This window comes from Vibrio aquaticus (assembly GCF_003970385.1).
In the GTDB taxonomy this organism is placed as follows: Bacteria; Pseudomonadota; Gammaproteobacteria; order Enterobacterales; family Vibrionaceae; genus Vibrio; species Vibrio aquaticus.
On record NZ_RXZH01000003.1, the window covers coordinates 246,662 to 258,505 of the forward strand.

Sequence of the window (11,844 nt, forward strand, 5' to 3'; positions counted from 1 at the left end):
TCACGATCTTTTTGTTTTTATAAGGAAAATAGCTAAGGGAATCTAACTTAACTTTTAGCTATTTCTCTGAACATTCAGGAATACACATGCCTCAAATGGAAAGACCACTTCGTATTGGTATCGTTGTCGGTGAACTCTCTGGTGACACGCTTGGTGAAGGTTTTATCAAGGCCGTCAAACAAAAATACCCGAATGCAGAGTTTGTCGGTATCGGCGGACCGAAAATGATCGCACAAGGCTGTGAGTCACTTTTTGATATGGAAGAGCTGGCGGTCATGGGACTGGTTGAAGTCCTTGGTAGATTACCGAGACTGCTGAAAGTGAAAGCTGAGTTGGTTAAGTTCTTCACCGACAATCCTCCGGATGTCTTTGTCGGTATTGATGCCCCTGACTTTAACCTGAGGTTAGAGCTCGATCTTAAGAAAGCTGGGATTAAAACCGTTCACTACGTGAGTCCATCGGTGTGGGCTTGGCGTCCAAAACGTATTTTTAAAATCGATGCGGCGACTGATCTTGTTCTCGCATTCTTGCCTTTTGAAAAAGCGTTCTATGATAAGTATCAAGTCGCCTGTGAGTTTGTTGGCCATACCTTAGCGGATTCGATTCCACTCGTGCCCGATCAGCAGGAAGCGAGAGAACTCCTTAACTTAGAACAAGACAAGCAGTGGCTTGCTGTTTTACCGGGGAGCCGTGGTGGCGAAGTGGGCTTAATCGCTCAACCATTTATTGAAACCTGTCGCCAAGTAAAACAGAAATTTCCTGATATTGGCTTTGTTGTCGCCGCGGTGAATGACAAGCGCAAACAGCAGTTCGAAGAGATTTGGCAGCAAACGGCACCTGATCTCGATTTCGTGATTGTTCAGGACACCGCTCGTAACGTGATTACCGCGTCAGACGCGGTGTTGCTTGCGTCGGGTACGGTTGCACTAGAGTGTATGCTGCTTAAGCGCCCTATGGTAGTGGGCTATAAAGTCAACCGATTCACTGGTTGGTTAGTTCAGAAATTAGCGATTACAGAATTTGTTTCTTTGCCAAATATTCTCGCGGGTGAAGAGCTAGTCAAAGAGTTTATTTTGGATGAGTGTGATCCAGAGTTTCTTGTCCCCGCGGTTGAGGACATGCTGAGCCGTAATAATGATGAACTGATTGCTCGATTTACTGAAATGCACCACTTGATCCGTAAAGACGCAGATGTTCAGGCTGCCAAAGCGGTCCTTAATTTAATTGGTAAAGAATAATGGCGAAAGACAAACAAGAACTTCCACCGTTTGAATACCCACAAGGTTACCAATTGGTTGCGGGTGTGGATGAAGTAGGCCGCGGCCCTTTAGTCGGTGATGTGGTTACCGCTGCGGTTATTTTAGACCCTAATAACCCGATTGAGGGTTTGAACGACTCTAAGAAATTATCAGAGAAAAAACGTTTAGCCCTGTTACCTGAAATTAAAGAAAAAGCCTTAGCATGGTCGGTAGGGCGCTGTTCTCCTGAAGAAATTGATAAGCTAAATATCCTTCAAGCGACTATGGTTGCAATGCAACGCGCAATCGAGGGGCTGAGTGTTCAGCCAGATTTAGCGCTTATTGATGGTAATCGCTGCCCCCAATTGCCCATGGACTCTCAAGCGGTGGTTAAAGGGGATCTACGTGTCGCTGAGATCAGTGCCGCGTCAATCATTGCTAAAGTGGTTCGTGATCACGAAATGGAAGAGCTTGATAAGGTGCACCCAGAGTTTGGTTTTGCTAAGCACAAAGGCTATCCAACCAAGGCGCATTTTGAAGCCATTGAAAAACACGGCGTCATTGAACAGCACCGAAAGAGCTTTAAGCCTGTCAAACGTGCGTTAGGCATTGAGTAGAAAGCGCATTCTTGGGGTATATAAGTCGCTATTTTTCACTTAAAATACCCCAACTATCTTCCAAATTTGTAACCTTTCCGGATCTTCTTCATGTCAGAACCAAAGTTTATCCACCTTCGAGTTCATAGTGACTTCTCCATGGTCGATGGCCTATCCAAAGTGCCGCCATTGGTTAAGAAAGTGGCTGAAATGGGTATGCCTGCAATGGCCCTGACCGACTTTACCAACCTCTGTGGCCTGGTTAAGTTCTACGGCACCGCACACGGCTGTGGTATCAAGCCAATCATTGGTGCCGATTTCTTAATGCAATCGCCAGAATTTGGCGATGAGTTAACCAAAATTACCGTTTTGGCCTCTGATAACGCAGGCTATAAAAATCTGACATTACTGATCTCAAAAGCTTACTTACGAGGTCATGTTCAGCACCAACCCGTTATTGATAAGGCATGGCTAGTAGAGTTAGCGGAAGGTTTAATTCTGCTTTCTGGTGGTAAGAGTGGTGAGATCGGCAAAGCATTGCTGAAGGGCAACCAAAACGTCGTTAACCAGTGTGTTGAGTTTTACCAAACACATTTCCCGGATCGCTTCTATCTCGAACTGACTCGCACGGGACGTGCCGATGAAGAGACTTACCTTCATTTTGCGTTAGACCTATCCGAGCAAAGTGAATTGCCTGTTGTGGCGACGAACGATGTTGTGATCTTGCAAGAAGATCTGTTTGATGCGCACGAAATTCGAGTCGCTATTCATGATGGTTATACACTTGAAGATCCTCGCAGGCCAAAAAACTACAGTCCTCAGCAATATCTGCGCACTGAAGAAGAGATGTGTGAACTCTTTTCTGATATTCCAGAAGCGCTAGAAAACAGTGTCGAGATTGCTAAGCGTTGTAACGTAACCGTTCGTCTCAATGAATACTTCCTGCCGGCCTTCCCAACTGAGGGGATGGAAGAAACCGAATTTCTGGTTAAGAAATCAGAAGAGGGGCTTGAAGACCGCCTTGAGTTCCTATTCCCGGATCCAAAAGTACGTGAAGAGCGCCGACCTGAATATGACGACCGCCTTAAGATTGAACTTGAAGTAATCAACAACATGGGATTCCCGGGTTACTTCTTGATCGTAATGGAGTTCATTCAGTGGTCAAAAGATAACGCGATTCCCGTTGGTCCTGGCCGTGGTTCGGGTGCCGGTTCACTTGTGGCGTATGCCCTTAAGATCACCGACTTGGATCCATTGGAATATGACCTGCTTTTCGAACGATTCTTGAACCCAGAACGTGTCTCGATGCCCGATTTCGACGTCGACTTCTGTATGGATAAGCGTGACCAAGTTATTGACCACGTAGCAGAAATGTATGGCCGAGACGCGGTATCTCAGATAATCACCTTTGGTACGATGGCGGCAAAAGCGGTTATCCGCGATGTGGGTCGTGTTCTTGGCCACGGTTTCGGCTTTGTGGATCGCATTTCCAAGTTGGTGCCGCCAGATCCAGGTATGACGTTAGAAAAAGCGTTCAAAGCGGAACCCGCATTACCTGAACTGTACGAAAACGACGAAGAGATCAAAGAGCTGATCGATATGTGTCGCATCCTTGAAGGGTGTACACGTAACGCCGGTAAGCACGCGGGTGGTGTTGTAATCTCACCAACGACCATTACTGATTTTGCGCCTATCTACGCCGATGCGGAAGGTCATTTCCCTGTTACCCAGTTTGATAAGAACGACGTAGAAACCGCCGGTCTGGTTAAGTTTGACTTCTTGGGTCTACGTACGTTAACCATCATCGACTGGGCGCTGGGCTTGATTAACCCTCGTCTAGAGAAAGAAGGCAAACCACCAGTCGCGATCGAGTCAATCCCACTGGTAGACCAAGCGTCATTCAATTTGTTGCAAAACTCAGAGACCACGGCGGTATTCCAGCTAGAATCGCGTGGTATGAAAGAGCTGATCAAGCGGCTTCAACCAGACTGTTTTGAAGATATTATCGCACTGGTAGCTCTATTCCGCCCGGGCCCACTCCAATCGGGCATGGTAGATAACTTTATCGACCGTAAGCATGGGCGAGAAGCCGTATCGTACCCAGATGAACAGTGGCAGCACGACTCGTTACAAGAAATTCTTGAACCGACCTATGGCATTATCCTCTATCAGGAGCAGGTAATGCAGATCGCTCAGGTTCTTTCTGGTTATACGCTAGGTGGTGCAGACATGCTCCGTCGTGCGATGGGTAAGAAAAAACCAGAAGAGATGGCCAAGCAGCGTGCCACGTTTGAAGAAGGGGCGATTGCCAACGGCGTTGACGGCGAACTGGCGATGAAGATCTTCGACTTGGTAGAAAAGTTCGCAGGTTACGGCTTTAACAAATCGCACTCGGCTGCCTATGCATTGGTTTCGTACCAGACGTTGTGGCTAAAAACGCACTTCCCTGCGGAATTTATGGCCGCGGTAATGACAGCCGACATGGACAACACGGAAAAGGTGGTTGGTCTGGTCGATGAATGTTTCCGCATGAAGCTTAAAGTGCTACCACCAGACATTAACGCTGGTTTATACCGCTTCAATGTTGATGAAGATGGTGCGATTGTTTACGGCATCGGCGCGATTAAAGGCGTGGGTGAAGGCCCAATTGATGCGATTCTAGAAGCGCGCAATAAAGATGGCCACTTTAAAGATCTCTTTGATTTCTGTGCTCGCATTGACCTAAAGAAGGTCAATAAGCGAGTGATTGAAAAACTGATTTATGCCGGTGCTCTTGACCGACTTGGCCCTCACCGTGCAGCTCTGATGGCGTCATTAAATGATGCCGTAAAAGCGGCGAGTCAACACCACCAAGCGGAAGCATTTGGTCAAAGCGACTTATTCGGAGTATTAACTGAGGCTCCGGAAGAGGTTGAGCATAAGTACACTAGAGTTGAACCATGGCCTGAGAAGGTATGGCTTGAAGGTGAACGTGATACACTCGGCCTATATTTGACCGGCCACCCAATTAATGCCTATATAAAGGAACTTGGTAAGTACACCAGTTGTCGACTAAAAGACGCGACGCCAACGCGTCGTGATCAAAGTGTCACGGTTGCCGGCTTAGTGATTGCGTCGCGAGTCATGACAACCAAGCGTGGTACACGTATCGGTATTATGACTTTGGATGACAGAAGCGGCCGAATGGAAGTGATGTTGTTCTCAGATGCGCTGGATCGATACGCAGAATTGTTAGAAAACGATAAAATTTTAGTGGTTTCTGGACAGGTCAGCTTTGATGATTTCAATGGTGGTCTTAAAATGTCCGCGCGCGAAGTTATGGATTTGGGAACAGCTCGTGAAAAATATGCACGAGGTTTATCTGTCTCGATTGATGAATCACAAATCAATGACCGATTTTTTGAGCGCTTTAGTCAAATCCTAGAGCCTCATCGGGCAGGAAGTGTGCCTGTCCATGTATACTACCAACGCTCCGATGCTCGGGCGCGTTTGACATTAGGTACAGAATGGCGAGTAACGCCGAGTGACGCATTATTAGATGATTTAAAACAACTACTTGGGAAAGGCCAGGTAGAACTCGAATTTAACTAAGTTCGGTCACCCCTGACCGAATAATAAAGGATCTATAGATGAGCCTGAACTTTTTAGAATTTGAAAAGCCAATCGCAGAGCTAGAAGCAAAAATTGAAGCACTTCGTGACGTCTCTCGTCATGGTGGTGAAGCAGGTGTTGATCTTGAAAAAGAGATTGAGCAGCTAGAAAAGAAAAGCCTAGAACTTAAAAAGAAAACGTTCAGCGATCTTGGTGCATGGGAAACGGCTCAATTAGCTCGTCACCCACAGCGCCCGTACACGCTAGATTACATCGAACACGTATTTACTGAGTTTGACGAAATGGCGGGTGACCGTCACTACGCTGACGACAAAGCGATCGTGGGTGGTATGGCTCGTTTAAACGGCCGCCCTGTGATGATCATCGGTCATCAGAAAGGTCGCGAGACAAAAGAAAAAGTAAAACGCAACTTCGGTATGCCAAAACCTGAAGGTTACCGTAAAGCGCTACGTCTAATGCAAACGGCAGAGCGTTTTAACATGCCAGTGATCACCTTCATTGATACTGCGGGTGCATACCCGGGTGTTGGTGCAGAAGAGCGCGGCCAATCAGAAGCAATCGCAACCAACCTTAAAGTGATGGCTGGCCTAACAGTACCGGTTATCTGTAACGTTGTGGGTGAAGGCGGTTCTGGTGGCGCATTAGCGATCGGTGTGGGTGATTACGTGAACATGCTTCAGTACTCAACTTACTCGGTAATCTCTCCAGAAGGTTGTGCATCAATTCTTTGGCGTGATTCTGATAAAGCGCCACAAGCGGCTGAAGCGATGGGCCTGATTGCTCCACGTCTAAAAGAGCTTGAGCTGATTGATGAAATCATTGACGAGCCTCTAGGTGGCGCGCACCGTGATCACCTGAAGATGGCTGAGAACATGAAAGCGACATTGGTTCGTCAGCTTGAAGAGCTAGAACAGTTTGATAACGACGCACTACTAGAGCGTCGTTACCAGCGCTTAATGAGCTACGGTTACTGTTAATCGCTACTCATTTCAAAGAAAGGCTGAACTTAGGTTCAGCCTTTTTTATTGCAAGTGATAAAATACCCCGATATCTCTTAATTTCGAGTTCGACATGAGCCTAGAATCGATTTTTACTTCTGTCATCCAGCAACATCATCAACCCGGCACTGGCATTGTGCTTGGGCTAAGTGGTGGACTGGATTCTCGAGTTATGTTGGAACTACTTGCAAATCACGCCAAGCAAACCAATATACCGTGTTTAGCGGTGCATGTTCATCATGGGCTGAGTGACAACGCAGACCAATGGGCAGAGCAATGTCAGCGTTGGTGTCAGTCTTTAGATGTACCGTTGGTGATTGAAAGAGTTCGCTTAGATCTAGAAGGTCGAAGCGTTGAAGAGAGTGCGCGGGAAGCACGTTATAGCGCACTGCGTAAACACCTTAATACCGGTGATTTGCTACTGACCGGTCAACATGCTGATGATCAGGTAGAAACGTTTTTGTTAGCCCTGAAACGCGGCAGTGGGCCGAAAGGGTTATCCTCAATGGCTGCAGTCATGCCTTTCGCGAATGGGCAGATTGTCAGACCCCTGCTTTCTGTCACTCGCCAAGAAATTGAATCGTTCGCGCAAGCATCAAAACTTGAGTGGATTGAAGATGAGAGTAACCAAGATCAGCGCTTTGATCGCAATTTCATCCGCCATCAAATTACCCCTTTAGTTACTGGACGTTGGCCACATTTTTACCAATCAGTGCAGCGAAGTGCAGAGCTGTGCGCTGAGCAAGAAAGTCTTATTGAGGAGCTGGTGGCTGACAAGCTTTCTGCAGCTCAAAGCCAAGACGGCAGTCTTGAGATTAATGACTTGGCCGCTTTGAGCCCACTTCTTCGTTTGAGGCTTATTCGCTCATGGTTAGCGTCTCACGGTCTACGTATGCCAACACGAACTCAGCTGCTCAATATATGGCAAGAGGTTGCAATGGCACAGAAAGATGCCAATCCACAGCTTGTGTTAGCCGGAGGACAGGTTAGGCGTTATGCGCATCGTCTGTATCTTGTGAAAGAATGGCAAAGCTTAGAGCAATGGCAAAGTCGATTGGAAATAGAGCAGCCATGCACATTACCGGATGGCCTAGGTCAGGTTAGATTGTCGCGTTCTCAACATGGGCAGTTATCGCTAGACGCCTTGAAGGAAGGAGAGCTACGGGTCACCTTTGATCCCGAAGGGTTGAGTGCTCACCCTTCGCAAAGGGGGCATAGCCGCAAGCTAAAAAAATTGTTCCAAGAGTATGGTGTTCCAAGTTGGTTGAGACGTAGAACTCCTATAGTGATGTGTGACCAACGTGTTGTTGCCGTGGGCAATTTATTTATTGATCGCCATTTTATCGGCCAGGACTGTGAACTCATCTGGGACAATTCTGAGTCTGTTCGGTAGAATTGTATACATAATAATGCACAACCAATATGGAATGATAAGGAAGAGCAATGAAGAAAATCGTAATTGGATTAGCTATTGGTATGGGCCTAATGAGCGCTCAATCTTTTGCGGCTGGTGATGTCGCAGCAGGACAAGCGAAAGCGGCAGTATGTGCAGCATGTCATGGTGCTGATGGTATTGCATTAATTCCTGGTTACCCAAACTTGAAAGGTCAGAACGAGCAATACCTTGTCTCTTCGATCAACGCCTACAAAAACAAAGAGCGTAATGGTGGTTTGGCGGCAGTGATGCAAGCTCAAGCGTCAATGTTGAACGATGCGGATATTGCAAACTTAGCGGCGTACTACGCAAGTCTTAAGTAATCACTCTATACAAAGTTTGAATGATTTAGCCCGAGCATAGTTTGCTCGGGCTTTTTATTACCCTATGAACATGGGATAATAAACCCAGTTACAATAGTTTAAGGGATGAACATGAAAAAGATTGAAGCCATTATTAAGCCATTTAAGTTAGATGATGTACGTGAAGCTCTAGCGGAAGTTGGCATAACTGGTATGACAGTGTCGGAAGTAAAAGGTTTTGGTCGTCAGAAAGGTCACACTGAGCTGTACCGTGGGGCAGAGTACATGGTGGACTTTCTACCTAAAGTGAAACTGGAAATTGTTGTAACCGATGACGTTGCTGATCAGTGCGTAGATACGATTATCGAGACTGCTCAAACAGGCAAGATTGGCGATGGTAAGATCTTCATTACGGATGTGGAGCGTATTGTTCGAATCCGCACTGGCGAAGAAGATGAAGATGCAATCTAGTTGTTAAAAAGGGCCTCAGGGCTCTTTTTTGTTTTAGGCTGTTTAGAATGAAAAAAGCGATTCTCCTTTCAATTCCTCTAGCGATCGCGGTTACAGCCGTGATTGGTTATCAAACCGTATTTACTTTGCCAGACTCAGCCCAAGTGACTTCTTTGTCTGATGGTAAAGCCCAACTTTCGCTGCAGTGCTACCGGAAAGAGTCGGTGAACGCGATTGATGATAACGGACGTTTGAATTTATTAGTTTGGAATATCTACAAGCAAAACCGTGCTCAGTGGCAAGCTCAGCTGTCTGATCTGGCGAGTGACAAACAGTTAGTTTTGTTGCAAGAAGCGAGTATGACCGAGGAATTAAAGTTGTGGATTGCCGAGCAAGGTTGGTTCGGAAGCCAAGTGGATGCCTTTAAGGCCTTCGAGACCACGGCCGGAGTGCTGAATTTATCACACGACTCACCGACTAAAGCGTGTGCTTACACTGAGCTAGAACCTTGGCTAAGGTTGCCGAAATCTGCCTTGTATGCACTCTATCCTCTGTCAAATAGCTCTAACTTGGCGGTAGTGAACATTCATGCAGTTAACTTCACCTATGGCACACAAGAGTATCAACGCCAGCTTGATACCCTAGTTGATGAGCTATTGGAGCATCAAGGGCCCATCATTGTTGCAGGGGACTTTAATAGTTGGAGCGAAGAGCGCTTGAGTGTGATGAAACAAGCGCTCAAGAAAGTTGGCGTCACAGAGGTGCATTATCAGCCGGACCATCGAACCCAATTTATTACAGGATTGCCACTAGACCATGTTTTCTACCGTGGCTTAGTCCTAGAAACAGCAGAGGCACCCGAATCGGATGCCTCTGACCATAATCCTTTGCTTGTGCGCTTTCGCTTAGAAAATAAGGATATATAGCGCCCAAATTAGGTAATAACCGACCCATGGCAGTGCAGAGATAGCTAACGCTTGTCCACGTTCAAACTCTGTCCATGTCCCCACCGCCGCATAGCCTAACGCAATGTACCAAGGTAATAGCAACGGGAATGAGCTAGCAAATTGCGACCAATCGTTGGTGAGCGGCAATTTTAACAGTCCATTTAGACTATTTAGGTCAGCCGCGTAGATCATCACTTGACCATGCTTGAGCAGCACACTGACGTAACTGGCTAAGTCACCAATAATCGCGGGGAAGGTAATGACAGCGCCTGCCGCAAACCACTTCCAAAACCCGTGTTGATGTTGGCTTTGTTTGGTGGCTAAGTTGAACCAAAAAGCGAGCATTAGAATCGTCAGTGTACGACCTGCCATATCACTGATGATTTCACTTGCCATTAAGGTATTGGCATCCAATAGCTCTAACTGTTTAGGGTTCGTTTCTGCTAGCTGAACGGTGAGGGCTTCTTTGAGCCATTCAAAGTTCACCAAGTCAAAGTACGAGCCCCAGAATAGGAAAGGCGATAAGATGAGGAAAACATAAGGCTGCCAGCCCCAAGCTCCACGCTGATAAAGTGCAAGAAAACAGGCACTCGGAGAGCGGAAAATATCCAGCAGCATTACTAAAGGGTTACTTGACGGGGTCATACACTCACCTTGGTTACATCGACATACAGCTTAAGCTTTTGACCTGGTTTTAGGTATTTCTGTTTGCTGAGATCGTTCCATTTGACGATGTCGTTAGATTTTACTTTGAATTTGCTGGCGATACCGCTGATGGTGTCACCTGAGCGTACATTATAGAAAACGGTGCGGATCACTGCGCCATCAGAACTGTTCTTCCAAATCACCAGCTTTTGGCCGACACGTAAGGTGTCACGAGGCCCCATGCCATTCCACTTTGCCAGCGACTGATGCGACACTTTGTTGGCTTTCGCTATGGACCAAAGGCTGTCACCTGAACGTACTGTGTGAGTCAGCTTGATTTGTCCTCGGCTCTTGGCTTGTGTTTTAGCCAGACGATTTGAAGCACTCAAGGCGTATGCATTGTCATCTTTGGTTGATGTTGGAATCATCAAATGTTGTCCAACACGAATATTGTTGTTGGATAGGTTATTGGCACTGCGAATCACACCCGATGTGGTGTTGTACTTTTGAGCCAGAACACTGATGGTATCGCCAGATTTAACTTTGTAGCGGACGACCTTCATGCCTTTACCACGGTTCTTAGCCACCGCTTGGTTGAACTGGTCTACGTTACCTTTCGGTAGTAGCAGCTGATGAGGGCCCTCCGGAGCCGTTGCCCACTGATTGTAAGCTGGGTTTAGACCTTGCAGTTCTTTGACTGTAATACCCGCATATTGAGCGGCAATGGCCAGATCGAGTTGCTCTTTTGGGTCAACCACTTCAACGACAGGTTTGTTCGCGATCGCAGGAATGATTAAGCCGTATTTTTCTTGGTTTGCAACGATGTCGGCTAGAGCAAGCAATTTTGGAACGTAACCACTGGTCTCTTTCGGCAAATCTAACGAGAAGAAATCAATCGGTTTACCAAGGTTGTTGTTCTTGCGAATCGCACGAGAGACACGGCCACCACCACTGTTATAGGCAGCAATGGCATGCGTCCATTCACCATCAAAACGTTTATTTAAGTAGGTAAGGTAATCGAGAGCAGCTTCTGTTGAGGCAGGTACGTCACGACGACCATCGTACCAAAAGTTTTGCTCAAGGCCTTGCTGCTTTCCGGTTGCAGGAACAAACTGCCATAACCCAGCGGCACTGCCATGAGAGTAGGCAAATGCGTCGAATGAACTTTCAACGATAGGCAGAAGTGCCAGCTCTAATGGAAGATTGCGTTCTTCAATTCTCTCTGTGATCAGATATAAGAAAGGTTCAGCACGCTTCGAGACCGTCTTTAAATGATTTGGATGTTTGAGGTACCAAGTACGGTAGTAATCGACCAATTGATGATCCGGAATTGGCATCTCGAGCTGCATAGCAATTCGTTGCCATACATCTTCTTGAGATTGCGGTGTCACCACAGGTTGTGGCTTTTCGACCGGTTTTGCTGGCTGAGCGGTTGGCTCAGCCGGTTCGATTGTTTCAGGTTGGTTTGTATCCGGAGAGACGGCTTCTCCAGAGTCCGTTGGCTGGGTAAGCTGACAGCCAGATAATACTAGCGCTAATACCCAGCTGTGTTTAACTCGCATTGCACAGCCCTTTTTTTCTTTGGCTGCTGATAATACTTGTCACAATCCGCCAGTGACAA

The 11,844-nt window shown here is 46.8% G+C and carries 10 protein-coding genes; 8 read left to right on the forward strand and 2 right to left on the reverse strand.

Annotation, left to right across the window (positions count from 1 at the left end):
• Nucleotides 1-86 precede the first annotated feature (86 nt).
• The 8 genes from lpxB (at nt 87) to EJ063_RS10140 (ending at nt 9,557) form a co-directional block, all read left to right on the forward strand.
• Nucleotides 87-1,238 carry a lipid-A-disaccharide synthase gene (lpxB, locus tag EJ063_RS10105; protein ID WP_439333279.1) on the forward strand — a complete coding sequence of 384 codons (1,152 nt, stop codon included), beginning with the start codon at nt 87-89 and terminating at the stop codon, nt 1,236-1,238.
• Nucleotides 1,238-1,855, forward strand: a complete 618-nt coding sequence (rnhB, locus tag EJ063_RS10110) for a ribonuclease HII (RefSeq protein WP_126574162.1) — start codon at nt 1,238-1,240, stop codon at nt 1,853-1,855. The genes lpxB and rnhB overlap by 1 nt, the downstream gene beginning before the upstream one ends.
• A 90-nt stretch (nt 1,856-1,945) precedes the next feature.
• Complete coding sequence (gene dnaE / locus EJ063_RS10115) at nt 1,946-5,425, forward strand: DNA polymerase III subunit alpha (RefSeq protein ID WP_126574163.1); 3,480 nt, start codon at nt 1,946-1,948, stop codon at nt 5,423-5,425.
• A gap of 38 nt (nt 5,426-5,463) precedes the next feature.
• On the forward strand, nt 5,464-6,423 hold the full coding sequence (gene accA / locus EJ063_RS10120; RefSeq protein ID WP_126574164.1) for an acetyl-CoA carboxylase carboxyl transferase subunit alpha: 960 nt from the start codon (nt 5,464-5,466) through the stop codon (nt 6,421-6,423).
• A gap of 94 nt (nt 6,424-6,517) precedes the next feature.
• Complete coding sequence (gene tilS, locus EJ063_RS10125; protein WP_126574165.1) at nt 6,518-7,837, forward strand: tRNA lysidine(34) synthetase TilS; 1,320 nt, start codon at nt 6,518-6,520, stop codon at nt 7,835-7,837.
• Nucleotides 7,838-7,887: 50 nt separating this feature from the next.
• A complete protein-coding gene (locus EJ063_RS10130) occupies nt 7,888-8,202 on the forward strand; it encodes a c-type cytochrome (protein ID WP_126574166.1) in 315 nt (104 codons plus the stop codon).
• A 111-nt stretch (nt 8,203-8,313) separates the two neighbouring features.
• Nucleotides 8,314-8,652, forward strand: a complete 339-nt coding sequence (glnB, locus tag EJ063_RS10135; protein ID WP_004744805.1) for a nitrogen regulatory protein P-II — start codon at nt 8,314-8,316, stop codon at nt 8,650-8,652.
• A gap of 47 nt (nt 8,653-8,699) precedes the next feature.
• The gene (locus EJ063_RS10140; protein WP_126574167.1) at nt 8,700-9,557 is read left to right on the forward strand and encodes an endonuclease/exonuclease/phosphatase family protein; all 858 of its coding nucleotides are present in this window, start codon (nt 8,700-8,702) and stop codon (nt 9,555-9,557) included.
• Here the strand turns inward: EJ063_RS10140 and EJ063_RS10145 are convergent.
• The gene (locus EJ063_RS10145) at nt 9,537-10,223 is read right to left on the reverse strand and encodes a YIP1 family protein (RefSeq protein ID WP_126574168.1); all 687 of its coding nucleotides are present in this window, start codon (nt 10,221-10,223) and stop codon (nt 9,537-9,539) included. The genes EJ063_RS10140 and EJ063_RS10145 overlap by 21 nt on opposite strands.
• Nucleotides 10,220-11,785: a LysM peptidoglycan-binding domain-containing protein gene (locus EJ063_RS10150; RefSeq protein ID WP_126574169.1), complete on the reverse strand. Its 1,566-nt coding sequence runs from the start codon at nt 11,783-11,785 to the stop codon at nt 10,220-10,222. The genes EJ063_RS10145 and EJ063_RS10150 overlap by 4 nt, the downstream gene beginning before the upstream one ends.
• Nucleotides 11,786-11,844 lie beyond the last annotated feature (59 nt).

What these genes read in the sequence shown, in the direction of transcription:
- accA (WP_126574164.1), top strand. Translation starts at nt 5,464, where the DNA reads ATGAGCCTGAACTTTTTAGAATTTGAAAAGCCAATCGCAGAGCTAGAA.
- EJ063_RS10140 (WP_126574167.1), top strand. Translation starts at nt 8,700, where the DNA reads ATGAAAAAAGCGATTCTCCTTTCAATTCCTCTAGCGATCGCGGTTACA.
- EJ063_RS10130 (WP_126574166.1), top strand. Translation starts at nt 7,888, where the DNA reads ATGAAGAAAATCGTAATTGGATTAGCTATTGGTATGGGCCTAATGAGC.
- rnhB (WP_126574162.1), top strand. Translation starts at nt 1,238, where the DNA reads ATGGCGAAAGACAAACAAGAACTTCCACCGTTTGAATACCCACAAGGT.
- EJ063_RS10150 (WP_126574169.1), bottom strand. Translation starts at nt 11,785, where the DNA reads ATGCGAGTTAAACACAGCTGGGTATTAGCGCTAGTATTATCTGGCTGT.
- dnaE (WP_126574163.1), top strand. Translation starts at nt 1,946, where the DNA reads ATGTCAGAACCAAAGTTTATCCACCTTCGAGTTCATAGTGACTTCTCC.
- lpxB (WP_439333279.1), top strand. Translation starts at nt 87, where the DNA reads ATGCCTCAAATGGAAAGACCACTTCGTATTGGTATCGTTGTCGGTGAA.
- glnB (WP_004744805.1), top strand. Translation starts at nt 8,314, where the DNA reads ATGAAAAAGATTGAAGCCATTATTAAGCCATTTAAGTTAGATGATGTA.
- tilS (WP_126574165.1), top strand. Translation starts at nt 6,518, where the DNA reads ATGAGCCTAGAATCGATTTTTACTTCTGTCATCCAGCAACATCATCAA.
- EJ063_RS10145 (WP_126574168.1), bottom strand. Translation starts at nt 10,223, where the DNA reads ATGACCCCGTCAAGTAACCCTTTAGTAATGCTGCTGGATATTTTCCGC.